The organism is Amycolatopsis sp. NPDC005232 (genome assembly GCF_040607795.1).
Classification (GTDB): domain Bacteria; phylum Actinomycetota; class Actinomycetes; order Mycobacteriales; family Pseudonocardiaceae; genus Amycolatopsis.
On sequence record NZ_JBEXHL010000008.1, the window covers coordinates 32785 to 58764 of the forward strand.

Annotated in this window: 26 protein-coding genes and 2 pseudogenes; 10 read left to right on the top strand and 18 right to left on the bottom strand. The window is 71.4% G+C overall.

Going from position 1 to position 25980, the window contains the following annotated elements:
* Positions 1–232 precede the first annotated feature (232 nt).
* Genes ABZU76_RS17060 through ABZU76_RS17075 form a run of 4 tightly spaced genes read right to left on the bottom strand, consistent with a single transcriptional unit; the run spans position 233 to position 6674 of the window.
* Complete coding sequence (locus tag ABZU76_RS17060; protein WP_354870172.1) at positions 233–1933, bottom strand: hydantoinase B/oxoprolinase family protein; 1701 nt, start codon at positions 1931–1933, stop codon at positions 233–235.
* On the bottom strand, positions 1930–4062 hold the full coding sequence (locus ABZU76_RS17065) for a hydantoinase/oxoprolinase family protein (protein ID WP_354870175.1): 2133 nt from the start codon (positions 4060–4062) through the stop codon (positions 1930–1932). The genes ABZU76_RS17060 and ABZU76_RS17065 overlap by 4 nt, the downstream gene beginning before the upstream one ends.
* 3 nt (positions 4063–4065) lie before the next feature.
* Complete coding sequence (locus tag ABZU76_RS17070; protein WP_354870177.1) at positions 4066–5403, bottom strand: MFS transporter; 1338 nt, start codon at positions 5401–5403, stop codon at positions 4066–4068.
* Entirely contained in the window at positions 5400–6674 is a 1275-nt protein-coding gene (locus ABZU76_RS17075; protein ID WP_354870180.1) for a lyase family protein, read from the bottom strand. Before ABZU76_RS17075 ends, ABZU76_RS17070 begins: the two co-directional genes overlap by 4 nt.
* A 126-nt stretch (positions 6675–6800) precedes the next feature.
* Here ABZU76_RS17075 and ABZU76_RS17080 point away from each other — a divergent pair, with 126 nt between their 5' ends.
* On the top strand, positions 6801–7568 hold the full coding sequence (locus ABZU76_RS17080) for an IclR family transcriptional regulator (RefSeq protein WP_354870182.1): 768 nt from the start codon (positions 6801–6803) through the stop codon (positions 7566–7568).
* A gap of 96 nt (positions 7569–7664) precedes the next feature.
* On the top strand, positions 7665–8705 hold the full coding sequence (locus ABZU76_RS17085) for a membrane dipeptidase (protein WP_354870184.1): 1041 nt from the start codon (positions 7665–7667) through the stop codon (positions 8703–8705).
* Between the two features lie 33 nt (positions 8706–8738).
* Here ABZU76_RS17085 and ABZU76_RS17090 read toward each other — a convergent pair whose 3' ends face one another.
* Positions 8739–9656: an SDR family NAD(P)-dependent oxidoreductase gene (locus ABZU76_RS17090; RefSeq protein ID WP_354870186.1), complete on the bottom strand. Its 918-nt coding sequence runs from the start codon at positions 9654–9656 to the stop codon at positions 8739–8741.
* A 45-nt stretch (positions 9657–9701) separates the two neighbouring features.
* Positions 9702–10532 (bottom strand): SDR family oxidoreductase, encoded by an 831-nt coding sequence (locus tag ABZU76_RS17095; RefSeq protein WP_354870188.1) that lies wholly within the window; start codon positions 10530–10532, stop codon positions 9702–9704.
* A gap of 130 nt (positions 10533–10662) precedes the next feature.
* On the opposite strand from ABZU76_RS17095, the gene ABZU76_RS17100 reads away from it, so the two are divergent.
* The 4 genes from ABZU76_RS17100 (at position 10663) to ABZU76_RS17115 (ending at position 15000) form a co-directional block, all read left to right on the top strand.
* Positions 10663–11241 carry a TetR family transcriptional regulator gene (locus ABZU76_RS17100; protein WP_354870190.1) on the top strand — a complete coding sequence of 193 codons (579 nt, stop codon included), beginning with the start codon at positions 10663–10665 and terminating at the stop codon, positions 11239–11241.
* Between the two features lie 31 nt (positions 11242–11272).
* Entirely contained in the window at positions 11273–12091 is an 819-nt protein-coding gene (locus ABZU76_RS17105) for an enoyl-CoA hydratase/isomerase family protein (protein ID WP_354870192.1), read from the top strand.
* Positions 12084–13223 carry a CoA transferase gene (locus tag ABZU76_RS17110; RefSeq protein WP_354870194.1) on the top strand — a complete coding sequence of 380 codons (1140 nt, stop codon included), beginning with the start codon at positions 12084–12086 and terminating at the stop codon, positions 13221–13223. Before ABZU76_RS17105 ends, ABZU76_RS17110 begins: the two co-directional genes overlap by 8 nt.
* A gap of 190 nt (positions 13224–13413) precedes the next feature.
* Positions 13414–15000 (top strand): NAD(P)/FAD-dependent oxidoreductase, encoded by a 1587-nt coding sequence (locus ABZU76_RS17115; protein ID WP_354870197.1) that lies wholly within the window; start codon positions 13414–13416, stop codon positions 14998–15000.
* A 4-nt stretch (positions 15001–15004) separates the two neighbouring features.
* On the opposite strand, the gene ABZU76_RS17120 is transcribed toward ABZU76_RS17115, so the two are convergent.
* From ABZU76_RS17120 to ABZU76_RS17145, 6 genes and pseudogenes are all read right to left on the bottom strand, one after another.
* The gene (locus ABZU76_RS17120; RefSeq protein ID WP_354870199.1) at positions 15005–15451 is read right to left on the bottom strand and encodes a hypothetical protein; all 447 of its coding nucleotides are present in this window, start codon (positions 15449–15451) and stop codon (positions 15005–15007) included.
* Between the two features lie 242 nt (positions 15452–15693).
* A complete protein-coding gene (locus ABZU76_RS17125; RefSeq protein WP_354870201.1) occupies positions 15694–17166 on the bottom strand; it encodes an NAD(P)/FAD-dependent oxidoreductase in 1473 nt (490 codons plus the stop codon).
* Between the two features lie 52 nt (positions 17167–17218).
* A pseudogene (locus ABZU76_RS17130) lies at positions 17219–17317 on the bottom strand (FAD-dependent oxidoreductase); the annotation flags it as partial.
* 25 nt (positions 17318–17342) lie between these two features.
* The gene (locus ABZU76_RS17135; protein ID WP_354870203.1) at positions 17343–17642 is read right to left on the bottom strand and encodes a hypothetical protein; all 300 of its coding nucleotides are present in this window, start codon (positions 17640–17642) and stop codon (positions 17343–17345) included.
* A 61-nt stretch (positions 17643–17703) separates the two neighbouring features.
* Positions 17704–17946 carry a flavin reductase gene (locus ABZU76_RS17140; RefSeq protein WP_354870205.1) on the bottom strand — a complete coding sequence of 81 codons (243 nt, stop codon included), beginning with the start codon at positions 17944–17946 and terminating at the stop codon, positions 17704–17706.
* 34 nt (positions 17947–17980) lie between these two features.
* On the bottom strand, positions 17981–18130 hold the full coding sequence (locus tag ABZU76_RS17145) for a hypothetical protein (protein WP_354870208.1): 150 nt from the start codon (positions 18128–18130) through the stop codon (positions 17981–17983).
* A 296-nt stretch (positions 18131–18426) separates the two neighbouring features.
* Here ABZU76_RS17145 and ABZU76_RS17150 point away from each other — a divergent pair.
* A pseudogene (locus ABZU76_RS17150) lies at positions 18427–18663 on the top strand (helix-turn-helix domain-containing protein); the annotation flags it as partial.
* 28 nt (positions 18664–18691) lie between these two features.
* Here ABZU76_RS17150 and ABZU76_RS17155 read toward each other — a convergent pair.
* Together ABZU76_RS17155 and ABZU76_RS17160 are read right to left on the bottom strand one after the other, a co-directional pair.
* Positions 18692–19066, bottom strand: coding sequence for a hypothetical protein (locus ABZU76_RS17155; protein ID WP_354870875.1), 375 nt, complete (start codon positions 19064–19066; stop codon positions 18692–18694).
* A gap of 114 nt (positions 19067–19180) precedes the next feature.
* Complete coding sequence (locus ABZU76_RS17160) at positions 19181–19633, bottom strand: DUF1801 domain-containing protein (RefSeq protein ID WP_354870210.1); 453 nt, start codon at positions 19631–19633, stop codon at positions 19181–19183.
* A 110-nt stretch (positions 19634–19743) separates the two neighbouring features.
* Between ABZU76_RS17160 and ABZU76_RS17165 the strand changes: the two genes are divergently transcribed.
* Complete coding sequence (locus tag ABZU76_RS17165) at positions 19744–20319, top strand: TetR/AcrR family transcriptional regulator (RefSeq protein WP_354870212.1); 576 nt, start codon at positions 19744–19746, stop codon at positions 20317–20319.
* Positions 20320–20614: 295 nt separating this feature from the next.
* Here ABZU76_RS17165 and ABZU76_RS17170 read toward each other — a convergent pair whose 3' ends face one another.
* The 4 genes from ABZU76_RS17170 to ABZU76_RS17185 all read right to left on the bottom strand — a co-directional run bounded on the left by ABZU76_RS17170 (position 20615) and on the right by ABZU76_RS17185 (position 23802).
* Complete coding sequence (locus tag ABZU76_RS17170) at positions 20615–20935, bottom strand: putative quinol monooxygenase (protein ID WP_354870215.1); 321 nt, start codon at positions 20933–20935, stop codon at positions 20615–20617.
* Positions 20936–21002: 67 nt separating this feature from the next.
* The gene (locus ABZU76_RS17175) at positions 21003–22028 is read right to left on the bottom strand and encodes an NAD(P)-dependent alcohol dehydrogenase (RefSeq protein WP_354870218.1); all 1026 of its coding nucleotides are present in this window, start codon (positions 22026–22028) and stop codon (positions 21003–21005) included.
* The gene (locus ABZU76_RS17180; protein ID WP_354870221.1) at positions 22025–22777 is read right to left on the bottom strand and encodes an iron-sulfur cluster assembly protein; all 753 of its coding nucleotides are present in this window, start codon (positions 22775–22777) and stop codon (positions 22025–22027) included. The genes ABZU76_RS17175 and ABZU76_RS17180 overlap by 4 nt, the downstream gene beginning before the upstream one ends.
* Positions 22777–23802: an amidohydrolase family protein gene (locus ABZU76_RS17185; RefSeq protein ID WP_354870224.1), complete on the bottom strand. Its 1026-nt coding sequence runs from the start codon at positions 23800–23802 to the stop codon at positions 22777–22779. Before ABZU76_RS17185 ends, ABZU76_RS17180 begins: the two co-directional genes overlap by 1 nt.
* Before the next feature lie 198 nt (positions 23803–24000).
* On the opposite strand from ABZU76_RS17185, the gene ABZU76_RS17190 reads away from it, so the two are divergent.
* Positions 24001–25428, top strand: coding sequence for a helix-turn-helix domain-containing protein (locus tag ABZU76_RS17190; RefSeq protein WP_354870226.1), 1428 nt, complete (start codon positions 24001–24003; stop codon positions 25426–25428).
* Between the two features lie 63 nt (positions 25429–25491).
* Entirely contained in the window at positions 25492–25899 is a 408-nt protein-coding gene (locus ABZU76_RS17195; RefSeq protein ID WP_220240429.1) for a YkvA family protein, read from the top strand.
* Positions 25900–25980 lie beyond the last annotated feature (81 nt).

Here is a 25980-nt window from a genome sequence, read left to right on the forward strand (position 1 = left end):
GAATTTCAGGCGCGGCACGCGGTCCCAGCCAGGTCGCGCCGACCGGGCGTCGCCGGTCCACGAGGTCGACGACGCCCCTTGACCTGCCCGGAAAACCGGGGAACCGACTGTCCTCATCGGACGGTGTCGAGATCATCACCTCCGTGGCGGAGATTCACCCCCGGGGTACCGGGAGCGAATCTCCGCCACGGACCTCACCACGCGCTCGGGAACTTGGTGCCCGCGTCGAGGATCAGGCGTTCCGCGTCGCGGTCAGCGCCTCCAGGTCCACGGTCACGCCGTACACGTCGAGCGCCTCCTCCACGGAGAGCAGCTCGTCACGCACATCGCGCAGCACCGCCTCGACCGGACGGTCCACAGGGGACCCGTGCCCACCGCCGCCGGCCGTGCGAAGCGTGACCGTCGGAGCACCGGCGTCGAACGGCAGTGCCCCCAACCGGGCCGAGGTCTCGGACACCGGCACCGCGACGCCGTCGATCCGCGCCTCGGTCGGCCGCGCCGCGCGACCACCCGCCAGCCCGAACGGCGGATGGCTCTGCTGGTGACACCCCGCCGCCAAGGTAAGCCCGCTCCCGGCCCGCGGCGGCCGCAGCGTCACCACCTGCCCGTGGCCACCCCGGAACCGGCCGGCGCCGGCCGTCCCTGGCGCGAGCTCCTTGCGGTCGATCCGCGCGCCAGTGGTGGTTTCGTAGATCTCGACCGGGATGCTCGACGAGCTCGTCGGGTAGCAGATCGCGTCGACCCCGTCGCCGTCGTGGCCGGCTCCGAGCCCGCCGCCTGCGAAGGCGAGCGAGCTGACGGCGACGTCGTGCGCGCCGGTGCCGATGAGCCGCAGGCTGCTCTTGAACCCGCCCGCCGCCGGGATCCGCTCGGGCAGCACCCCGGCGAGGGCGCCTTGCACGAGCGGGATGACGTGCCAGCCGACCTTCGTCCGGTCGTTCACCGATGCCGGGTGCACGGGGTTGAGCACGGAGCCGGAGGGCGCCTGCACCCGCACCGGGCGGAACAGGCCCTGGTTGCTCGGGATCTGCGGGGTCAACAGGCAGTTCAGCGCGTACGTGGTGCGCGCGGTGGTGAACGTCAGCGTCGAGTTGATCCCGCCGTGCGGGTGCTGCGGCGGCACGCGCACGTAGTCGACCAGCAGGTCGCTCCCGGACACGACCAGCGCGACACCCAGCGTCAGCTCGCCGTCCAGCTCGTCGAACGTCAGCTCGAACGGGTAGGTTCCGTCCGGAATGGACTCGATGGTCGCACGCATCGCCTTCTCCGCGCGGGATTGCACGGCGTCGGACAGCTGCTGCAGGTCGTCGAGGCCGTACTCGTCGAGCAGGTCGACGGTGTGCGCGGCGGCCACGGAGTTCGCGGTCACGATCGCGTTGACGTCGCCGATGACCAGCTCCGGCGTGCGCACACTCCCCCGCAGCGTGGAAAACACCGCTTCGTTGCGCACGCCGGCGTCGTACAGCTTCAGCGGCGGGAAGTACACGCCTTCCTCGTACACGCTGCGGGCCTCGGACTGGTTCAGCAGGCCGCCGATGTCGCTCACGTGCGCGATGGACCCCGCGAACCCGACCACGCGCCCGTGCTTGAAGAACGGCGTCACCACTGCCACGTCCGGCAGGTGCCCGGCGCCGATCCACGGGTCGTTGGTGAACAGCACATCGCCCTCGCGCAGCGTTTCGGCGGGGAACGTCTCCAGCAGCGCCGCGGTGAGGTGCGGCAGGGTGAGGTTGAACGTCGGGTTGCTGGTCACGGCGTGGGCGACGGACCAGGCGCGGGCGTCCATGATCTCGCAGCCGAGGTCGTTGCCGGTCGACACGACGGTGCTGAACGCGGTGCGGCGCAGCACGGTCTGCATTTCGTCGGCCAGCGTCACCAGCCGCCCCCACACCACTTCCAGGGTGATCGGGTCGTCGAAGACGGATCGGTTCACAGCTGTGCCTCCGTTCGGGTGACCACCAGGTTGCGGTACTCGTCGACGACGGCCGTGCTGCCCGGCGCGACGAGCACCGTGGACTCCCGTTCCTCGACCAGCGCCGGCCCCGGGACGGACATCCCCGGCTCCAGCGGGTAACGGTCGTACACCGGGGTGTCCACGTAGGACTCCAGTTCGATCCAGTACGCCGGCCGCGCGTGCTGAGGCACCGGGTCCTCGAAAGCACGGGCGCCGCGCCGCTCCACCGCGACCTCGGCGAGCCGGCCGCTCGCCACCACGCGCCACGTCATCACCTCCACCGGGATGTCGTCGTGCGCGTGGCCGTAGAGATCGGTGTAGGCCTTGAGGAACCGGGTGCGGACCTCGTCGCGGCACGACGCGTCGAGCTCGCCACCCGGCAGCGGCACGGAGATCTCGTTGATCTGCCCGGCGAAGCGCGCCGACACCTGGCGTTCGAGCGTCACGTCCGCGCGCGCCACCCCCGCCTCGGCGACCACATCGCGGCCCTGCTCCTCCAGCTCGGTCACGAGCCGGCCGACGGCGTCCCAGTCGGTGGTGTCCAGCAGCTGCGGCTGCGAGCGCGAGAACTCGAACGACACCGGCGCGACGAGGAACCCGATCGCCGAGAGCACCCCAGCGGCGAGCGGGTAGAGGATCCGTTCGTTGCCCAGCAGCCGGGCCACCGACGCGGCGTGGATCGGGCCCGCTCCCCCGGACGCCAGCAGCGCGTAGGACCGCGGGTCACCCCCGCGTTCGACGATGTGCAGCTTCGCCGCGGCGGCCATGTTCTCCACCACGAGCTGGTGGATGCCCCACGCCGCCTCGGTGCGGGACACGCCGAGCGGCCCGGCGACGTGCTCGTCGATCGCGCGTTCGGCGGCCGCCCGGTCCAGCGTCATCTCGCCGCCGAGGAAGCTCGCGGGGTCGAGGTAGCCGAGCACGAGGGCGGCGTCGGTGACCGTCGGCAGGGTGCCGCCGAGCCCGTAACACGCGGGGCCGGGAGCGGCACCCGCCGACTGGGGACCGACCTTGAGCAGGCCGAGCTCGTCGATCCACGCGACGCTGCCGCCACCGGCGCCGATCTCCAGCATCTCCACGGACGGGAACTGGATCGGCAGGCCGGAGCCCTTCTTGAACCGGTGCACCCGCGCGACTTCCAGCTGGTGAGAGATCGCGGGCCGGCCGTCCTCGATGAGGCAGATCTTCGCCGTCGTGCCGCCCATGTCGAACGCGATCAGGTCGCGCTCGCCGCACAGGCCGCCGTAGTGCGCCGCACCGATCGCGCCACCCGCGGGGCCGGACTCGATGAGCCGCACGGGCACCTCGGACACGGTCTCCACCGTCGCGATCCCGCCCGAGGACAGCATCAGGTACAGCCGGCCGCGGTAACCGGTCTCGGCGAACGCGGTGGCGAGCGTGCGCAGGTACTCGCGGGTCAGCGGGCGCACGTAGGCATTGGCCACGGTGGTGCTGGTGCGTTCGTACTCGCGGATCTCGGGCGCGACCTCGCTGGAGACGGAGATGTCGGCCTCGGGCCAGAGCTTGCGCACCAGGTCCGCCGCCGCCCGCTCGTTCTCGGGGTTGCGGTAGGAGTGCAGGAACGAGATGGCGACGCTGGAGAGCTCCGGTGCTCCCGGATCGGCACGGCGGTCCTTCGCGTCCTCCTCCCGGATCCGGGTGAGGGCCGCGGCCACGTCGGCTTCGCGGACCTCGGCCACGATCTCGCCGGTGTGCTCGGTCCGTTCGCGGATCTCGCGGCGCAGGTACCGCGGCACGAGCGGCTCGGGGAAGCGCAGGGCCAGGTCGTAGATGTCGTAGCGCTGCTCGGTGCGCAGCGCCAGCGTGTCGCGGAAGCCCTCGGTGGTCAGCAGCGCGACCTTGGCGCCCTTGCGTTCGATCAGCGCGTTGGTCACCAGGGTGGTCCCGTGGATCACGTTGGTCAGCGCCTCGGCGCCGACGCCCGCGCGCTCCAGCAGCATCCGGGAGCCGTGCAGGGAAGCGCGCGACGGGTCGTCGGGTGTGGTGAGGCACTTGAAGATCTCGAGCGCGCCCGTTTCGGTGTCGAGCAGGGCGAAGTCGGTGAACGTGCCGCCGATGTCGAAGGCCAGCCGGTAGGTGGGTGCCACGGGTCAGGATTCCTTTCGCTGGCCGGCGAGGGGCCGGGCGCCGGTTTCGATGGCGAAGCCGCGGCTTTCGGGGATGCCCTTGACGAGGAACGGGAGCGCGATCACCGCGATCAGCACGCCGTAGAGGGCAGGCAGGAGCTTGCCGCCCGCGTCGAGCAACACGGCGTCGAGCAGCGGCGCGGTGCCGGCGAACACGGCGTAGGAGAAGGTGTAGGCGATCGAGCCGGCGGAGTAGCGGACCTCGGGCGGGAAGACTTCGGCGTTGGTCACGTTGCCCGCGGCCTGCACGCCGGCGACCGGAATGACCAGCAGCGCCTGGGCCACGCAGACCAGCGGCAGGTTCCCGCCCGCGATCAGCAGGTAGGCCGGCACGGTGAGGAGGGGGATCGCGACGGCCGCCGTGATCATCACCGGCTTGCGGCCCACCCGGTCGGTGAGGGCGCCGAACCCGACGCACGACACGGCGAACGTGACGAACGCGAAGAGGCTGATCCACAGGGCCGTGGTCGAGGACAGGCCCGCGACCTTGGTCATGTACGTGGGCATGTAGCCGAGCAGCGTGTGGAATCCGACGCCGACGAGGGCGTAGAAGACGATCAGCACGCCGATGGTGCGGCCGTGGCGGCGCAGCGTCTGCCGGAAGGAGGTGGCCGCCTTTCCCCGCGTCCGCAGGTGCACGCCGGTTTCGGCCAGGCGCAGCCGCAGGTAGATGCCGCCGCACGCGAGCAGCCCGCCCGCGACGAACGGCCAGCGCCAGCCGCCGGAGGCGTAGAAGTCCTCGTTGAGGCGGAACAGCAGCACCACCAGGGTCGCGACCGCCGTGCCGACGCTGCCGAAGCACAGCACGATGTTCACGTACAGGCCACGCTTCCCGGCCGGTGCGGATTCGGCAGCGTAGGTCGCGGCACCGGTCAGCTCGCTCGCCGCCGCGAACCCCTGCACCAGACGGCAGAGCGTGAGCAGCAGCGGTGCGGCGAAGCCGATCGTCGCGTACGGCGGGATCACGCCGATGAGCGCGGTGGACAGTCCCATGAGGACCAGCGACACGGCCAGCGCGGTGCGGCGGCCGTGGCGGTCGCCGACGCGGCCCATCACCACGCCGCCGATCGGGCGGGCGAAGAAGGACACGCCGTAGATCGCCAGCGTGCCGAGCAGCGCCGCCGTGGGGTTGGTGCCCGGGAAGAACTGGGTGGCGATGATCGCGGTCGAGAACCCGTAGAGCGCGAAGTCGAACCACTCCACGAAGGTGCCGACCGACAACGCGAAGGTGGTCTTCGCGCTCATTCTCGCCACTCCGGCCGGCTCGGTGGCGCCGGAGTCGGTGCGTGCCATCGGTTTCATGAGGACTCTCCTGCGGAGGCGGAGGTGGCCGCGCCGACGGCGGTGCGATAGCCCGCCGTGGTCGCGAGGGTCACGTACTCGTCGAGTGCGCCGGCGGCGTTGCGCGCCACGGCTTCCTCGTCCCACTGCAACCGGGTCACGCACTTCTCGCGGAAGATCGTGGCCGCGGCGGCGAGGTCTTCGAACGCGCCGGCGAGCGCGTCGAGGACCACCGGTTCCATCACGTTCAGCTCGAGCTCGCCGGCGTCGGCGGCCGCGGCGACGGTCGCGGCCGCCCCGCGGACGCGGAAACCGAGCTGCAGCACCAGTTCCGGCACCACGGGGTTGACCTTGCCGGGCATGATCGACGAGCCCGCCTGCAGCTCCGGCATCCGCACCTCGCCGAGGCCGCCGACCGGGCCGGACGACAGCAGGCGCAGGTCGCGGGCGATCTTGCCGAGCACGCCGGACGCGCGGACGAGCGCGGCGGCGACGGCGGCGTAGGCGTCGAGGTGGGCCAGGGCGTCGAAGTAGTCCTCGGCGGGTTTCAGCGGACGTCCGGACAGCTCGGCGAGGTGGCGCACGGCCAGCTCCGCGTAGCCGGCGGGGCTGCCGATGCCGGTGCCGACCGCGGTGGCACCGAGGGGGACTTCCGCCAGGGCCGCCACGGTTTGGTTCACGGCGTCGCGCGTGCGGCGGATCGCGTGGGCGTGGCTGTGGTGGGTCTGGGCAACGGTGAGCACGACCGCGTCCTGCAGGCAGGTGCGGCCCAGGCGCACGAGCGCGCCCTGGTCGGCCGCGAGCGTGTCGAACGCGTCGGCGAGGCGGCTCAGCGCCGTCGTGACGGGTTCGGCCAGCTCCGTCAGCGCGAGCGCCATCGCGGTCGGATAGGTGTCGTTGGTGGACTGCGACCGGTTGACGTGATCGTTGGGGTGCACGGAAAGCGGCTCCGCCGACTCGCGCAGCAGCTGCTCGGCGCGGGCCGCGAGGACCTCGTTCACGTTCATGTTGGTCGAGGTCCCGCCACCGCCCTGCACGAGCGTGAGCGGGAACTGGTCGCGGTGGTGCCCCACCCCGATTTCGTCGGCGGCATGGGTGATGGCGTCGGCACGGATCGGGTCGAGCACACCGAGCTCCGCGTTGGCGCGCGCGGCGGCGGCCTTGACCTGGGCGTACGCGGTGAGGAACGCCGGCACGTCGGCCAGGCGCCGGCCGTGGGCCGGGAGGTGGGCGAGCGCCTTGCGGGTCTGCTCGCCGAACAGTGCGGCCCCGGAAGGGGCGGTGATGGACATGGCCGGGGAGTCTGCGATCCGAGGCCCGGCCGAAGCCACCGGTGTTGCCACGAGAGCACTCTGAATCGTCTCAGTGTGCTCTCGTGACCACTTGTGTAGCTTTCACAGCACCACTAACGTCGAGGCATGGCCGAAAACTCCGACACCTCGACCGTCGGCCGCGTGGCCGCCGTGCTCCGCACCCTCGGCGAGGACGAGCGCCACCCCGAGCTGTCCGGGGCCGAGATCGCCCGCCGCGTGGGCCGTGAGCGCAGCCAGATCTCGCGGATGCTCAAGGCTTTGTCCGCCCACGGGCTGGTCGAGCAGAACCCCGAGACGCGCGGGTACCGGCTCGGCTGGCAGCTGCACGTGCTCGCGGCGCGCGCCGGCGACCAGCGGCTGCTCGGCAGCGGCACGGCGGTGCTGCGCGCCGTGGTCGCCGAGACGGGCGAAAGTGCGCTGCTGTCGATCCTGCAGGGCGACCAGTCGTTCACGATCCTGCGTGAGCGCTCGCCGCACACCGTGCAGGCCGGCGGCTGGGTCGGGCGGACCTCGCCCCTGCACGTGACCGCGTCGGGCCGCGCGCTGATCCTCGACCACGAGGACGACGACATCCGCGCGCTGCTGGCCCGCACGCCGCCAGGTGAGTTCGGCCCCCGGGCGCTGCGCAGCGTGTCCGAGGTGCTCGAACGGCTGCACCACGAGCGGCAGGAGAGCTGCACCGTGGCGATCGACGAGCTGGAGGGCGGGCTGCTGTCGGTCGGCGCGCCCGTGCGGGACGCGACCGGGCGGATCATCGCGTCGCTCAACGTGTCCGCGCCGACGAGCCGGGCGCTGGACCGCCTGACCGAGCTCAGCGCGACGACCAAGGTCGCCGCGCGCCGGCTGAGCGCCATCATGAGCCGGGCGTCCTGAGAGCGTGCTCTCAGAGCATCACTACGTGACGGCACAGCCACCATGCGCCTAGACTCGCCGGTGATTCCACTGTGGACCGTCGAGGAGTGCCTTGTCATGGCCGAAGCAGTCGCCCTGCACCACGACGCCCTGGTCGCGGACGCGCACAACGACCTGCTCATGCTCTGCTCGCGCTACCCCGCCGCCCGGCAGGCCGGGTACTTCCGCCGCGTGTGGCTGCCGCAGCTGCGCGCCGGCGGCGTCGACCTCCAGGTGCTGCCGGTGTTCCTCGAACCCGAGTTCCGCCCCGAAGGCGCGCTGCGCCAGACGCTGCGGATGATCGAAACCGCCTGGCGCGTCGAGGCCGGCAACCGCGATGCCGTGCGGCTGTGCCTCACCGGCGACGACATCCGCGAAACCCTCGCCGACGGCCGGATCGCCCTCGTGCTGGCGCTGGAGGGCTGCGAAGCCGTGGGCCTCGACGTCGGCCTGTTCGAGACGCTTCACCGGCTCGGCGTGCGGATGGCGTCGTTCACGCACTTCGGGCGCACGATGCTCGCCGACGGCTCGGCCGAGGACGACACGGGCGGCCGCCTCACTAGCGCGGGCGTGGACGCCGTTGCGGTGTGCGAGGAGCTCGGCATCATGCTCGACGTCTCCCACCTCGGCGCCACGTCCACCGACCACCTGCTGGAGCTCGCCACCCGGCCGCTGGTCGCGTCGCACTCCTCGGCCTTCGCCGTGCGCGCCCACCACCGCAACCTCACCGACGCCCGCCTGCGCGCGATCGCCGACGCCGGCGGGGTCGTGGGGATCAACGTCCTGGCCCAGTTCGTCGACGAGCACGAACACACCGTCGCCCGCGTCGCCGACCACATCGAACACGCGGCGGACGTCGTCGGCGTCGCCCACGTCGGCCTCGGCCCGGACTTCATCAAGGAGGTCTCCGACAGCCTCCGCCGTGCCGACGAACGCTCGTGGGACGACCGCACGGCGCGCGAGTTCGTGCCCGGCCTCGAAGGCCCGGCCGGGCTCCCCCGCATCACCGCCGAGCTCCACCGCCGCGGCTGGGCCGAGCCCGACGTGCGCCAGGTGCTCGGGCTCAGCTTCCACGATCTGTTCCTGAAGGAGCTCGAAGTTCCGGGAGCCGCACGCTAGCCGGTCCCGGACCGTCCACTGTGGTCGTTGGATTCAGCCGAGCATCTTCTGCGTCTCGTCCCACAGCCGCGCCGCGAGTGCCGGGTCGATCGCGTACGGCGCGACACCCTTGCCGTCCGGGGTGGGGTTCGGCTGGACCGGCGCGAGGGCGGTGTCCTCGAAGTAGCGGCCCGTCAGCCCCTCGACCAGGGGCGAACCCGCGAGCAGCACCGACGTCGACGCGCCCTGGTCCGGGGTCTTCCACCCCGGCGGAACGGCGAGGACGTTGCCTTGGTCGTCCATGGCGCCGACGAAGCCGAGCTGCGTTTCGTCGAGGTGGCGCTGCAGGTTGGTCATGATGCCGCCCGGGTGCAGGGCGTTGACGGTGATGCCGTCGGCCGCCCAGCGTTCGGCGAGGGCGACGGTGAAGAGGATCATCGCGGTCTTCGAGCGGGCGTAGGCGGTCCACGCTTCGTAGGGCGTGCGCTCGAAGTGCGGGTCGTCGAAGTCCACCGCGGACATGAGGTGGGCCGAGGACGCGACGTTGACCACGCGGGCGCCGCCGGCCTGGGCGAGGGCGTCGTGCAGGCCGAGGGTGAGCACGGCCGGGCCGAGGTGGTTCACGGCGAACTGCCGCTCCCACCCGTCGGCGGTGCGCGTGAGCTCGGGCAGCGCCATGATCCCGGCGTTGTTGACCAGGATGTGCAGCGGGCCGTCCCACGCGGCGGTGAAAGCCGCGATGCTCGCGCGGTCCGCCAGGTCGAGCTGCACGGCGGGCAGATCCTCGACGGCTTTCGGGTTGCGGACGGCCACGGTCACGTCGGCGCCGGCCGCCGCCAGAGTCCGGGCCGTGACGAGGCCGATGCCGGACGCGCCTCCGGTGACGATGGCACGGCGGCCGGTGAGGTCGACGCCGTCGAGCACCTCGGCGGCAGTGGACGACGCGCTGAACGGCAGTGCGGTGTCAGTCATTTTTCCAGCTCTCTTCACTCTTCTCGGCACCCGGGTACCGAAGGTTCAGCGGGGGAAATCGGTGCTGCGGGCCACGTCCTCGCCCGCGTCCAGCTCGGCGAGGCGCGTGGTCAGTGCGGCCCGGATGGCCTCGAAGGCATCGGTGCCGAGGGCGAGGCGGCGCGGGGCCGGGGTGACGCCGGCCGAGTCGATCACGGCCGCCGCCACGCGGGCCGGGTCGCCGGGGGCGTCGCCGGTGAGGTTGCCGGCGCCTTCGAGGTACTGGCGCATCTGGCCGACGGGCGTGTTCGCGTAGACGTCGAGCGGTTCGGCGACGGACATCGCCGCGCCGAAGCCGGTGCGGATGGTGCCGGGCTCCACCATCGTGATGCCGACGCCGAACGGCGCGACCTCGCCGATCACCGACTCCAGGAAGCCCTCCACAGCCCACTTCGACGCGTGGTACATGCTGCCGCCGGGACTGGAGATGTGGGCGCCCATCGTGGACGTCTGCAGGAACCGGCCGCCGCCCTGCGCGCGCAGGTGCGGCAGCACGGCGCGGAACAGCTGGATCGGCGCGGTGGTGTTGAGCGCGAGCTGCCCCTCGATCGCCTCGTCCGACAGCTCTTCGGCGGCCCCGAACGCCGCGGCGCCGGCGTTGGAGAAGACCACGTCGATGCGCCCGAGCTCCGCGAACGCCTTCTCGACCACGGACCGCAGCTGCGCCGTGTCGGTCACGTCCAGCTGCGCGGTCCACAGCAGGTCCGCGTGCCCCAGGCCGGCCAGCGTCTCCGGCCGGCGCGCCGTGGCGGCCACGCGGTGTCCCCGCGCCAGCAGCTGCTCGGTGACCGCCCGGCCGATGCCGGTCGACGCGCCGGTGACGAACCAGGTGACCAAGTCGCACTCCTTCGATAGTTCCGACTGGTTGGTTTAATCTGCGGCAAGACGAAACCAACTGGATGGTTTAAAATCTAGCCACGGCTCCGCCGGATTGTCAACCAGCCAGTTGGTTTATTACCCTGGGGCCATGACGTACGACTCGGACGCGACCCGCGCCCGCCTGCTGGAGGCGGCCCACGACGAGTTCGTCGAGCGCGGCCTCGCCGGTGCCCGGGTCGACCGCATCGCGGCCGCTGCCTCGGCGAACAAGCAGGCCATCTACGCGTACTACGGCTCGAAGAACGCCCTGTTCGACGCCGTCCTCGACGCGCGGCTCGGCGTGCTCGCCGACCTGGTCCCCTTCACCCCCGACGACCTGCCCGGCTACATCGGCGCGCTGTTCGACTACCTCGTCGCCGAGCCGACCGTGATGCGCCTCATGCAGTGGAAAGCGCTCGAGCGCCCCGAAGCGTCGGCCGCGGAGGTGCGCGCCCACCTCGACAAGGCCGCGGAGATCTCCACCGCGCACGACGTCGACGACGAGCAGGGCATCGACGTCCTCATGCTCACCCTCGCGCTGGCGCAGTCGTGGAATCTCACCCCGCCCGACATCCGCTCCCCCGCCGGCCACGACTCGGCTGCCCGCCGCAAGCGCCACCGCGAGGCCGTGCTGCGCGCGACCACGGCCGTCGTGGCCGAACTCCTGGGCTCCGACGGTGCAGACTGAGCTCTGATCATCCACGAGCGGAGGGAGCCGCATGAGCCGGTACGCGCGTTTCGAACACCTCAGGGTCGACGGGCCGGACGAGGACGGCGTGGTCGAACTGGTGCTGGACGGGCCGAACCTCAACGCCGTGAGCGAGGCCGCACACGGCGACCTCGCCGAGATCTGGCGCGATTTCGACCGCGACCCCGCGGTGAACGCGGTGCTGCTGCGCGGCGAGGGCAAAGGGTTCTCCGCCGGCGGATCGTTCGACCTGGTCGAGAAGCTGACCACCGATTTCGAGGCCCGCTCGCGCACCATGCGGGAGGCGCGGGACCTCGTTTACAACATCATCGACTGCTCCAAGCCGATCGTGTCCGCGATCCACGGCCCGGCCGTCGGCGCGGGGCTGGTGGCGGGGGTGCTCGCGGACGTGTCGGTGGTCGCGAAGACAGCGAAGATCGTCGACGGCCACACGCGGCTCGGCGTCGCGGCCGGGGACCACGCGGCGATCTGCTGGCCGCTGCTGTGCGGGATGGCGAAAGCCAAGTACTACCTGATGACCTGCCGGCCGATGACCGGTGAGGAGGCCGAGCGGATCGGCCTGGTTTCGCTGTGCGTGGACGAAGAGGCGCAGCTGTTGCCGACTGCGCGCGGCCTCGCCCGGGAGCTGGCGCTCGGTGCGCCGAACGCGATCCGGTGGACGAAGCAGAGCCTCAACGCGTGGTATCGGCAGATCGCCGGCGCGATCTTCGACTCCTCGCTGGCGCTGGAGTTCTACGGGTTCGCGGGACCGGAAGTTCGCGAAGGCCTGGCGTCGCACCGGGAACGCCGCAAGCCCGACTTCACCGGCCGGGGCGGCGCCGATGCCTGAGGCACTGCTCGACGGGCTGCGGGTGGTCGAGATCTCCAGCTACGTCGCCACTCCCCTGTGCGGCTTGACCCTGGCCCAGCTGGGCGCCGACGTCGTGCGCGTCGAACCGCTGGGCGGCGCGCCCGACCGCACGCGCTGGCCGCTGGCCGACTCGGGCACGAGCCTGTACTGGACCGGGCTCAACAAAGGGAAACGCGCGATCGCGGTGGATCTCGCGTCCGAAGTGGACCGGCAACGGGTGGCGGATCTGATCGTCCACGGTGGACCGTGTGTCGTCGTCACCAACACCGATCGGCATCCCGAGCTCACGCACTCCGCGCTGTCCGCACGGCGACCTGACGTGATCCACGTGCTGCTGGAAGGCCGCTCCGACGGGGGCGCCGCCGTGGACTACACCGTCCAGGCGGCCACGGGGTTCCCCCTGATCACCGGCCCGGCCGACGTGCCCGGGCCGGTGAACCACGTCCTGCCCGCGTGGGACCTCGCCGCCGGTCTGTACCTCGCCACGGGCCTGCTCGCCGCCGAGCGCCGCCGCCTTCAGACCGGCCGGGGCGCGTCGTTGCGCGTCGCGCTGGAGGACGTCGCCCTCGCCACCGCGGGCAACCTCGGGTACCTCGCTGAAGCCCAGGTCACCGGCCACGAACGCGCCAAGTCCGGCAACGACATCCACGGCACCTACGGTCGCGACTTCACCACGGCCGACGGCGTGCCCGTCGTGGTTGTCGTGCTGACCGAACGCCACTGGACGAAGCTGCTGGCCGCCACGGGCCTCACCGCCGCCTTCGCCGCTCTCGCCGACTGCCTCGCGATCGACTTTTCCGGCGAAGCCGCCCGCTTCGAACACCGCGACCTCATCTCGGTGCTGCTGGCCCGCTGGTTCGCCACCACGCCGTACGCCGACGCCGCCAAGGCCCTCGACGCCCAGCGCATCCTGTGGCAGCGCTACCGCACCTTCGCCGAGGTCGGCCGCGACCCCGAGCTGGCGGACCAGGACCTCTTCGCCCCCCTCGACCAGCCCGGCGTCGGCTCGCACCTGGCGCCGAAATCGCCGCTCGTGGTCGACGGCGCTCGCCTCGACCCGAGCCCGGCTCCGTCCGTCGGGGAGCACAACGCGGAGGTCTTCGGCCCGTAGTTCCTGGGTGGTCCTCGCCGTCCTACGGAGGTTCTCTCCCTGCCATCCGGCGCGGAAGTGCTGCTCGACGACACACTGTTCACGCGGCTGACCGAAAGCGGCCACAGACCGGGAACGATCGCCGCGACGGGCCGAAAACCCTTACGCTGAGCCGGACTCGAGGAGGAGCCCCGATGCGCGAGGTGGACCGGTGAGCACGTACGACGCGATCGTGATCGGTGGTGGGCACAACGGGCTCGTCGCGGCGCTGTACCTCGCGAAGGCCGGCTGGTCAGTGGCCGTCGTGGAGCGCAACGACAGCGTGGGCGGGGCGATCGCGAGCGGGGAGGTGACGCTGCCGGGGTTCGAGCACGACCTGTACTCGACGAACCAGAACCTGTTCCTCGGTTCCGCCGCCTATGCCGACTTCGGCGCCGACCTCACCCGGCTGGGCCTGAAGTTCCGGGTCACGCACCAGCCCTACTCCAACGTCTTCCCCGACGGCCGCAGCCTGCGCGTCCACCACGACCACACGAAGACGCTCGAAGGCCTCGCCGCCCATTCGCAGGCGGACGCCGAGGGATTCGAGCGCCTTTACACGGTGTACCGGCGGTTCGCCCCGCACCTGTTCGCGCTCTACGGCTCGGCGCTGCCGTCGAAAGCCGCCGTCGGAGAAGTCGCGCGACTGGTCCGGAAGCAGGGGGTGCGCGGTGCACTCGACCTGGCCCGGACGCTGCTGATGAGCACCCGCGAGTTCGGCGAAACCTGGTTCGAGACCCGCGAAGCGCAGGCGATGGCCGCGTGCTGGGGCATGCACCTCGACTTCGCGCCGGACGTCGGCGGCGGCGCGATGTTCCCGCTGCTGGAACTGTTCGCCGACATGGACAACGGCATGTCCGTCGTCGAAGGCGGAGCGCAGCGGCTCCCGGACGCACTCGCCGCGCTGCTGGCCGAGCACGGCGGCGAAGTCCACACAGGACTCGAGGTCGACGGCGTGCTGCGCGAGGACGGCCGCGCCGTCGGGGTGCGAACGGCGGACGGCACCCGGTTGCGCGCGCGGCGCGCGGTCGTGGCCAACGTCGGACCACGAGCGCTGTACAGGAAGCTGCTCGACGACGTCCCCGAAGACCTGCGGCGCAAGGCGAACAACTTCCGCTACGGCCCCGCCACGCTCATGCTCCACCTCGCTCTCGACGGCCCGCTCCCCTGGGCCGCCGGCGAAGACCTCGCCGAGTTCGGTTACGTCCACGCCGCGCCCTACGTCGACGATCTCGCCAAGACCTACGCCGAAGCCCAGGCCGGCCTGCTGCCCGCCGACCCGTTGCTGGTCGTCGGCCAGACCTCGGCCGTCGACCCGACGCGCGCCCCTGCCGGCAAGCACGTCGCGTGGCTGCAGGTCCGCACCGTGCCCTCGGTGATCCGCGGCGACGCCGCCGGCACGATCCGCGCGACGACGTGGCCCGAAGCGGCCGGGCCGATGGCCGAACGCGTACTCGCGAAGCTCGAGCGCTACGCACCCGGCGCGTCGGCCCGGATCGCGAAGTACGCGGTGCACACACCCCAGGACCTCGAAGCCGCCAACCCGAACCTGGTCGGCGGCGACAGCGCCGGCGGCAGCCACCACCTGCCGCAGAACTTCGTGTTCCGCCCGCTCGGCTGGGGCCACCACGGCTACCGCACGGCGGTCGACGGGCTCTACCTCACGGGCGCGGCGACCTGGCCGGGCGCCGGCACCAACGCGACGTCCGGCCGGCTCGCGGCCCAGCGCGTGCTCCGGGACGCGAAGCGCCGCCGCTGACGGCTCACGCGCGGTCCTTGTTCACCACGCGCAGCACCAGCCACTGGTCGAACCACGCACCCACGGTCGTCACCACGAGCATCACCAAGCCGAGGATCAGGTGGGTGTAGCTGTGCAGCGGCGCGACGCTGTCGGTCAGCCGCGTGAGGCCGAGCTGCACGAGCAGCCGCGCCACGAACAGCGTCGCCACCAGGCCCAGCGCCTGCTTGCGGCGCCACACCGCACGCAGCAGCCGGCGTCGCCGCGCCAGCATCGTGGACCACAACACCAGGTGGACCGCGAGCACGACGAGCGGCAGCAGCGCCACCCACGGGTACCGGTCCTGGAACTGCACGGTGAGGTCCCCGCTCGCCGCGAGCAGCCCCACGAGCACGAAGTACCACGCGGGCAGCCCGGTGATCCTGCCCTGCGGAAGCCACTGCGTCTCGGGGATGAAGTCCGTCTTCAGCATCGGGATCTCCTTCGTGTGCCGATGCGTCGAGACTCCCGCAACCGGCGCCGGCGAAGATCGACCGCGCGAACGAACCTCGGCCGCCGTCTCATACCTCCGGACGAGACGCGCGCAGCACCGCCTTCGCGGGCGGGGTGCCGAGGGGTTCGCTGCCGGCCGCCATGCCGTCTCCCGCCTGCCGCCGTGACCGCTGATGCCAGGTCGGTTTCCCGGCCGCCGCACCCGTTGTCACGGCCCTACGCTCAGGGGCGCGAGCCCCTCAACCACGACGTCAGCGTGGACTTCGCCGTCTCCACGCGCGACGGCGTGGTGAGGCTCTGGGCGACGAGGTGGCCCGACCCGCCGCCGAGCCCGGCGCCCGGGTGCGTCGACGCGCCGATGTGCCACAGCCCCGGCACCGGCGTGCGGTGGTGGGCCGCGCTGGGCAACGGGCGCCAGAGGAAGCTCTGGTCGACTTCGGCGGCGCCGCCGTACGGGTCACCGGCGACGGCGTTGACGTTCGCGGCTTCGAGGTCCGGCGGGGTGATCACGTCGACGGCCAGCACCTTGTCCCGCAGCCCGGGCGCGTGCCGCGCGATCCGGTCCAGCACGCGGTCGGCGTAGGCGGAGGCGAGCCGCGCCGTCCAGCCGTCCGTGACGTCGAGCTCCCCCGCCGCGTCACCGACCGGGGCGAACGGCGTTTCCTGCAGCTGCAACCACAACGCCGCCGCGCCCTCGGGCACGCGCGAGGGGTCGAGCAGGTACTGCTGGCCGACCACGATCGTCGGACGGTCCGGCAGCAGGCCGGCTTCCGCTTGGGCGCAGGCGATGCCGGTGCTCGCCGAACCGTCGGAGACGTGGACGAGCGGGATCTCGCGCAGCCGCTCGTCGCGCCAGTCCAGCGGCGAGGACAGGGCGACGTGGATCTGCAGCTCCGCGCGGCCGTAACGGAAGCGGCGGGCCTCGTCGGTGACCTGCTCGGGCACGGACCCGGCCGGCAGCAGCTCGCCGTACAGCGCCGTCGGCGTCACCGACGCGACCACGGCCCGCGTGGCCCGCAGGGTCTCACCGCCGGCCACGACACCGACCGCGCGGCCGCCCTCCACGAGGATGCGTTCGACCGGCGCGCCCGTGCGGATCTCCACACCCCGGGCTTCGAGCAGCGACCGGAACGCCTCGACGAACCGTCCGGCCCCACCCTCGACCACGGGAAGGCCGAACCCGTGCATGGTCGCCGCCAGCACCGGCACGAGAAACCCGCCCGAGGCCTGGTCGGGGGCCAGGCCCGCGTGCAGCAGCCACGGGATCCACAGGTGGTCGACCTCGGAGCCGGTGAACTCCCGGGCGCACCACGAACGGCCGCTGCTCACGAAGTCACGCAGCCAGCGTTCGGTCCCCGTGCGGCCGAGGCCGCGCGCGAGCCCGCCGGCGTGCTTCAGCAACAGAGGCGAGCGCAGCTCCGAACCCATCAGCCCGCCGACGGGGCCGGCGTGGTCCAGGAAGTCCTGCAATGCCTTCAGGTACCGGGTGCGGTCCTCGGCGTGCGCGAACTCCGCCGCGGTCTGCTCCGGGTCGCGGTGCGCGACCACGGCGCGCCCGTCGTCGGCGATGCTCGCGGCGAGCGGCCCGTCGGCGTTGCGGTAGACGAGCCCGTGCCGGTGCAGCTCCTCCCCCAGTGCCGCGTACGCGCCGCCCGAGACGAACAGCGGGTGCCAGGAGGAGAACGTGTCGTGCACGTAGCCCCGGGAGCGTGCGTTCCTCGCTCGCGATGAACCCGCCGAGCCGGTCGTTGCGCTCCACGAGCGTCACCGACCAACCCGCACCGGCCAGTTCGGCCGCCGCCACCAGCCCGTTGACGCCACTGCCGATCACGATCGCGTCCGGCATCCGCTTCCCCTTCACACCGTCCTCGTCACGACAGGTGGGCCCGCACCGCGTCCCTTCGCGGATCGGTCCAGCCCTTGCTCTCAGCGTAAACGATCATCTTCCCGAACGCTTCCGTCCACTGTGGATCGTCACCCGGTCCTTCGCTCCGCAGCCACGACACCGACAGCCACGCGTGCCCGCCGGCCGCCGTCCCGGCTCCGGCGCCGCGCAACGCCGCGTCGACGTCGGCTTCGGTGACTCCCTCGGCTCGTTCGACCGACAGCGACCTCAGCTCCTCGGCTTCGACCACCGTCGGCCGAAGCTCCGTACCGATGACGACCTTCACGCCTTCTCCTCCCGTCCGACCTGCTGCGGCAGGTGGGTTCCGAACGCCCGGTTGTGGTAGGTCAGCGGCTCGTCCAGCCACGGCACCGCCGATGTGACCTGCGCGCCAGCGCCCTCGAACCGGTGTCCAGCGCGACGCTGACCAGCGGCGGATCGGCCGAGAGCGCCGCGAAGGCGCTGACCGTGGTGCCATAGGGCACGCCGTCGTGCAGCGTCGTCACGATGGACACCGGCGCGCGCACTCCCGCCATGGCCTCGCGGAACAGACCGCCGTCGACGCCGGCGGTTCCCGTGGTCACGCTCATGACACTCCTCTCCGAGCGGCGTCCCGAGTGTGCCTCACCCGCGCGCGGTGAGCCCGACGATCGTGTTGAACGCCTCTTGCCGAAGCACGCGATGGATTCGTCTTTCCTGCACGACGTCCGGCGCGGTCAGGCAGATCGCCGCGAGGGCGAGCCGTTCGTCGGCCGCGGTGGGTTCGAGCGCCACGGAGCAGCACCACAGTCCGTTGTGGACCTCGCCCTGCTCGAAAGTGCAGCCCGTCCTTCACCCCGGTCTTGATCACGCTCTTGAGCCCGGCCGAGTCCACCGGCGCCTACCCCGTGAGCCGGAGCATCGGTTCCTCCGGCAGCAACGGGCCGCGTTGCGCCGGCGGCCGCTCGCGGTCGCCCACAGCGGGTGCGGGCGGACCACCACGCCGAGCACGTCGGCGCGAACGGCGGTGCGCCGGCGCGGCAGGTGCCACAGCAGCCACCTGCTCACCGCCGAGCAGCTGGCTGACCACCATGATCTCCCCGGTCTGGTCCGCGGCGGGACTGAGGGAGCGCGGCCTGCACGCGGCGTTCCACCGCGCCGACCTGCCGTCGCCGATGAAGTACCTGCGCGAACTCCGGGTGCGGCGCGCCCACGAGGAGCTCGTGGCCAAGAGCGCGGAAGAAACCACCGTGACGGCGGTGGCGCTGCGGTGGGGGTCCAGCAACGCCCACCGCTTCGCCGCGCTCCACCGCGAGCTCTACGGCACCTCACCCGGTCAGGCCCTTCCGGGCAGGATCAGGCCTTCGCGCGCAGCCCTGCCACAAGCTCGTCCGCGGCGCAGCAATCTTCCTCGGTGGCCTCGAAAGTCGACGTCGCCTTGGTGTACGAGCGCGTCAGCTCGAGGATCTCGATCGTGTAGTCGTCGAGGATTTCCCGGTGCCCCAACGCTTCCACGGCGCGGTGCTCGGGATCGTCGTACCAAGCGCGCATGTGCTCTTCGGTCTCGAAGTACGCGATGGCCAGCTCACGCCCGTCCGGCACGTCGAGCTTGTGCAGCGCGACGAACCCCGGCATCGCGCAGGCCCGCTCGAACATGCGAGCCCCGATCGCGGCGTACTCGTCGTTCTGCCACTCCGGCTTGACCTTGCCCCAGAAAAGCGCGACGAACATCTCGAACCTCCTGCGAACGGGTCCACGGTGACCGCCCGCGAGCGTATAGCACCCGTGCCGACCGTCACAAGTACGCGATGTCAAACGCGCACCCCCTCCGTGGCCGGCGCAAGATCAGCCGATCGCCCGCCGCACCAGCGCGGTGATCTGCTTCTCGACCTCGGCGGTCACCTCGGTCACGGCATACGCGACCGGCCACAGCGCACCGTCGTCGAGCTTCGCCAGGTCACTGAAACCGAGCGTCGGGTAGCGCGTCTTGAACTTCGCCGACGGCTGGAAGTGGCACAGGAGCTTGCCGTCGAGGGCGTAGGCCGGCATGCCGTACCAGAGTTTCGGCTCCAACTGCGGCGCCGCGGCCAGGACGACGGCGTGCACGCGCTCGGCCCGCACCCGGTCCGCCGGGTCCAACTCCGCGATCTTGTCGAGCACGTCCTGGCGCGCCTGCGCCGCCTTCTCGGCTTTCGAGCCGCCACGCGCGGCCGCCTTGAGGTCCTTCGCGTGGTCCTTCATCGCCGCGCGCTCTTGGGCGCTGAAGCCCTCGCGCCGAGCCGCCTGCCTGGTGGCCATCAGATTCCCCTTCCGTCAAGATCGGCACGGACCGTGCCGATCTGGGCTCAGCATTGCTTCCCCGTCGGCACCTGTCAATGGCACGGTCCGTGCCGTTAGACTCCCCGACCATGGGCGAGGAACCCCGGCGCCGAGGCGCCGCGCGTACCGACGAGCTCCTGCGGGTCACGCTCGACCTCGCGACGGAGGTGGGCTACGCCGGGCTGAGCATGGAGGCCGTCGCGCGCCGGGCCGGGGTCGGGAAGCACACGATCTACCGGCGCTGGCCGTCGAAGTCCGCGCTGCTGCTCGACGCGCTCTCCCGCGTCTGGACGACCGACCTGGACTACCACGACACCGGTGACGTCCGCGCCGACCTGCGCGAGCAGTTCCTCCGCTCGGCACCCGCCCTCTCCACACCCCCGATCGGGCCCGTGTACCGCGCGGTGATCGCCGAAGCGCAGTCCGACGAAGCGCTGCGCGCAACGCTGCACGAGCGGTTCCTGGCGACCGTGGAGAAGAGCACACTCGAGCGCATCACTCTCGCCCAGCGCGCCGGCGAGCTCAAGGCGGACGCCGAGCTCGGGTTCGCCGCCGAGGTCCTGTGCGGCACGCTCTACTACCGCGCCCTGCTCTCGACCCGCCCGGTCGACGAAGCCGCGGTCGACGGCCTGATCGACCTGTTCATGGCCGCGTACGCCACTTGATCCTTTGTGGACTCGCCTGCGGTCGTGGTCCGGATCCACTCCCCCGTCGGCGTGACCGAAGCGCGCCGGCGGATCAGGTCGAGCAACTCGGGAATGGTCCTGGCGATGTGCACGGGTACGTCGTGAGCGCTGAGCGCGGCGAAGACCACCGCCGACGGCTGGTCCCGACCACGTGACTATGCCGCTTTCGTTTCGATCGCCACAGACACGCCACCGCCGAGCGAGGGAGTACGGCAGACGAAAACGGCGGCGCACCCGCCCAGGGGTGCGCCGCCGCCGTCGCGTCCGGGGTGCCTCAGCCGACCTTCATCTCACCCAGCTCCGACCAGGTGTCCTGGTCGAGCGTGGCGTTGATGATGTCCGGGGTCTTCTGCAGGTACTGCGGAAAGTCGGCCTGCGCCTTCTTGAAATGGTCCGCGTTGACGTGCGCCGCGGCCGCGTCGTCGGCGAAGGCCTCCACGAGGACATACTCGTTCGGGTTGTCGAGGCTGCGGGACCAGTCGAACCACTTGTTTCCCGGTTCGGCTCGCGTGGCCTCGGTGAACTCCCGCGAGAGCTCCGGCCACCGGTCCGCGTACTCCGGCTTGATCTGCCACTTCACGGTGATGAAGATCATCTGTTCCTCCTTCGTGCCCTCCGCAGCGTAGCGCCGCCGCGGGCGCGTCCGCTGTGGACGGCCGCGCTCACGGGACCAGGATCGCCCGCCCGCGGATGCGGCCGCCGTCGAGATCGTCGAGGGCCTGCTGGAAGTTGTCGAGCGAGTACTTCGTGGTGTGCAGCTTCACCTTGTCCTGCGCGGCCAGCACCATCAGCTCGCACAGGTCGGTGTAGGAGCCGACGAGGTTCCCGATGAAGTTGATCTCGGTGGAGATCACGTCGATCGTCGGGATGTTGATGTTCTCGCCGTAGCCCACCACGTGGTAGTCACCCGCGCGGCGCAGCATCGCCACGCCGTCGCGCGTCGCGCCGCCCTCACCGACGAAGTCGACCACGACCTCCGCGCCGTGGCCGCCCGTCAGCTCCTGCACGGCCGCCACGTGGCCGCCGTCGGCGACCACGCCGTGGTCCGCGCCGATCGACTCGGCCAGCTTCACCGCGTCGGCGTTGCGGTCGACGACGATCAGCTCGGCCGCGGTCATCGCCTTGAGCACCTGGATGCCGATGTGCCCGAGCCCGCCCGCGCCGATCACCACGCACTTGTCGCCCGGGTGAAGGCGACGCGACGCCTTGGCCGCCGCGTGGTACGCGGTCAGGCCGGCGTCGGCGAGCGCCGCGACGTCCGAAGGCTCCAGCGTGTCGTCGAGCTTGACCACGCTGCGCGCCGACGTCTTGAGCACCTGCGCGTAGCCGCCGGCGGTGTCGATGCCGGGGAACTGGCTGTTCTCGCAGTGCACGTCGTCGCCGCGCCGGCACGCGGGGCACAGCCCGCACGTGATCAGCGGGTGCACGATCACCTTGTCGCCCTCGGCCACGTTCGAGACCGCGGAGCCCACGGCCTGCACCCAGCCCGCGTTCTCGTGCCCGATCGTGTAAGGCAGCGTGACGCCGGACTTCTCCGCCCACTGCCCCTCGAGGATGTGGAGGTCGGTGCGGCACACACCCGCCCCGCCGATGCGCACGAGCACGTCGTGCGGCCCGGTCACCTCGGGTTCGGGAACGTCGGTCATACGCAGCTTCTCGTCGTACCCGACGACCTGGACAGCCTTCACGAAGCTCGTGCCTCCTCACCGGCGACAGCCGAAACGGACGGGTCGTGCGGCCGGGTCGTCTGGTCGGTCTCCGACCCGGGGTAACGCGTGCGAAGCAGACCGCGGCAGAAGTGCGCGTTGCCGTCGATCGAGATCCGTATCGACCGGGCGAACCGCAGCCGCAGCGGCACTTCCTCGCGCGGGTAGGGCTCACCGTGCTCGTCGACGAGCACCGGTTCACCCGGTTCGACGCTCAGGCCGAGCGCCGCCCGCCGCCGCACCAGGGCAGTGGTGGTGCGCCCCGCCGGCAGGTCGCCGAGCTTCACGTCGTGCAGGTCCTCTTCCTTCAACTCCTTGTCCGCGCGCAGCAGGCCCGTCAGCGCTCGCTCCATGGCGGCGGTGTGGGCCTTGCGGCGGAAGGTGAGCCGCAGCTCGTCGAGGTCCTTCTCGGCCTCGGAGCCGAACGTGCCGAGGTACCCGGCGTCGGCGGCGAGGCCGCGGTTGATCAGGTCGGAGTCGTGGTGGTCGTCGAGCTGCACGACCACGCGCCGCTCACCCCCGACGGCGGTGAGCACGTCCTTCGCGTCCGAAGCCATGAGGTACGCGAAGTTGGGCGAGCAGAACGAGGTCGGCAGCCGCAGGTGCACGGTGAGCTCGTCCTCGGTCGCGGCCACGGAACGCACGAACCCCAGATCGGTGATGGGTTCGTCGAGCTCAGGGTCGTAGACCGAGTCCAGCGCACTACGCGCCAGCTGTTCGAGATCGGGCATCAGGCAACCGCCGCCGCTTCGGCCTTCGCGTCCGCGGGCGGGTTCTTCACCTGCAACTCCTCGGGCACCGGGATGTCGTACATGGCCGCGGCGTTGAGGCCCAGGATCTTCTTCTTGATCTCCGTGGTCAGCGGCGCGTACTCCGTCATGTCCTCGGGGATCTGGAAGTCCACGAACTTCTCGACGAGCCACTTCGGCGTCCAGATCGCGTAGTCGCTGGAGAACTGGATGCGGTTCTCGTCGAGCCAGTAGAGCAGCTCGCCGACGATCTGCGCGAAGTACCGCGGTCGCGTGTGGATGAACGGCATCGCGACGGCGAGGCCGGCGTGCACGTTCGGCTCCTGCGTGGCGATCCAGCAGAAGTCCTCGAGCCGCGGCAGGCCGCAGTGTTCGATCACGAAGTTGAGCTCGGTGAAGTCGGTGGCGACCTTGTCCACGTCGGCGACGTCGAACGCGTCGCGGTCCAGGGGCCGGATGGTCGGGCCCTTGTGGATGTGGATGTTCTTGATCCCCAGCTCCTGCGCGGCCTCCAGGTACTTGTAGCTCCACTTGTCGTCGAGCTTCCAGCCGCGCGAGTCGCCGAACCACTCGGCCGTGTAGAGCTTGGCCCCCTTGAGGTTGAAGCGCTTGGCGTCCTCACGCAGCTGCTTGAGGCCGTCCTCGCCGTAGCGCGGGTCCCAGCAGTGGTTGTAGGTGAGCTTGTCGGGGTGCTTCTGCGCCAGCGCGAACGCCTCGTCGGTCTGCCCGAAGTTGTTGTTGTAGAAGGCGGGCAGCGCCGCGGGCTGGAAGATGGCGTGGTCCACGTACCCGTCGGTGAACAGGTCCTTCATCAGCCGCTCGCCACCGTAGTAGAGGTAGTCCTCGTACGACCACACCTCGGACTCGGGGCTGAGGTTGCGGTGGTAGTCGTAGAAGCAGTCGATGAACTGTTTGCCGTGGATGTTGCGCTGGTTCTCCGGCCGCGCGTCCCAGAGCGCGACGTGCGCATCGAGGATGAAGTACTTCTCGCCGTCCTTGGTGTACATGGGCTTTCCTCCGCATTCGTGACCACATCGGCACGTCAAGACCGGAACTTAGGGCGATCATTGCCGGTGGAGGTGGCCCTTGCTGTCTCGATTTGAGACACGAGAGTGCGGCGGCGGCTACCCCGGGTCTTCTAGCCTTGCCCAAGCCGGACGCACATACGGCCGAGACGCAGTGTGGCGTCTTCCGGGAGGTGGCATGTGACACGCGGTGACGGGCTCGAGCCCCGCGGCGACACCACGCCGAGGCTGAGGGCGTCCTGGCGGCGCAGCGCGCGCTACGGGGTGCCCGACGACGAGGTGAAACCCGTGTTCACGGCCACGGTCGACACGGGCTCGTTGCTGTTCGAATGCGGCAACGAGGTGCTGCGCGGCCTGCACGCGACGCTGGCCGACGAACCCATCAGCCTGATGCTCACCGACAGCGAAGGCTTGGTGCTCAGCCGGCTGTGCGGCGACCCGGGGATGACCCGGTCGCTGGATCGGGTGCACCTCGCGCCGGGGTTCTCCTACGCGGAGAGCAACGCCGGCACCAACGGCCTCGCCCTGGCGCTCGCCGACCGCACGCCGTCACTGGTCCGCGCGGGTGAGCACTACTGCACGAGCCTGCGGGGCTACACGTGCGCCGCGGTGCCGGTGCTCGACCCGATCACGGGCGCGCTGGCGGGCAGCGTGAACCTCACGACGTGGTCCGAGCAGTCCTCGGGCCTGCTGCTCGCTCTCGCCCAGACGGCCGCCGGGCACACCTCCTCGCTGATGCTCGCGCGCGCCTCGGACCGCCGCCCGCGCCCCGCACCGCGCGGCGAAGTCTTCCGCGTGTACGCCGACCGCATCGACCCGCCCGAGCTCTCGGCCGCGTGGCAGCACGCGCTGCTGGAGGCGATGGACACGATGGGTCGCGGCCGCACCGTCGCGGTGGTCGGTGAGCCGGGCGTCGGCAAGACGGCGCTGGCCGCACTGGCCCGTCGTGAGCTGCACCCGCGCGAGCGCGTGCTCAACGCACGACCGCCCGCGCCCGACGACGTGGACGCGTGGCTCGCGATGTGGGCCCCGGAGGTCGGCAAGGCCGACACGTGCGTGATCGTCTCCGGCGTCGACGCCCTGCCCGCCTGGGCCGCCGGCGAGCTGGCCGCCCGCTTCACCGGCCACCCGACCGGTTTCGTCCTGACCGCAACGGATTCCGCCGCCATCCCGCAGCCGCTGCTGTCCTTCGTGGACACCGTCGTCGAGCTCCCACCCCTGCGGCTGCGGCCCGACGACATTCTCCCCCTGGCCCACCACTTCGCCCACCGCGCCCGCGGCCGCGCCGTCTCCTTCACGCCGGCCGCCACCCGGGCCCTGGCGACCCACGACTGGCCCGAGAACGCCAAGCAGCTCCGGCGCGTCGTCGCCGAGGCCGCCGCCCGCGCGGACACCGTCGACACGCACCACTTGCCGCCGGAGGTGTTCACCACCACGGGCCACCGGCTCAGCCGCCTGCAGGCGATGGAACGCGACGAGATCGTCCGCTGTCTCGCCCAGCCCGGGGCCACCGTCGTCCGCGCGGCCGCCGAGCTCGGCATGGGCCGCGCGACGATCTACCGGAAGATGGCGCAGTACGGGATCAAGAACCGGCAACTGCGGTCCTGAAGGGCTTCCGTAGCATCAGGCCGTGACGATTGACCTCGGCTCCGACGACCCCGGCCCGAACCGGTGACCGGCTCGTTCTGGTGGGACCTGGTGCTCGGGGTCGCCGCCGGGCTGCTGCTGCTGTGGCTCGCCCTCGTGGCCGTGCTCGTCGTGGCCCGCCCGCGGGGCGACCTGTTGCGCGAGGCGCTGCGCCTGCTTCCCGACGTCCTGCGGCTGATCCGCCGCCTGGCCGCCGACCGGGAACTCCCCCGCGGCGTGCGGGTGCGACTCGGTCTACTGCTGGTCTATCTCGCGCTGCCGATCGACCTGATCCCGGACTTCATCCCGGTGCTCGGCTACGCGGACGACGCCATCGTCGTCACCCTCGTGCTGCGCAGCGTCGTGCGCCACGCCGGGATCGACGCCGTCCGGGCCCACTGGCCCGGCACGGAAGACGGGTTCGCCGGTCTGACGCGGTTGACCGGCCTCTGACCCTGCCGGAAGCCCTCGCCGCGCCGTGTAGAGCGTTATACACAGGGTGAAGTCAGCGCTTCGGGACTGTCGCCGCGGCGC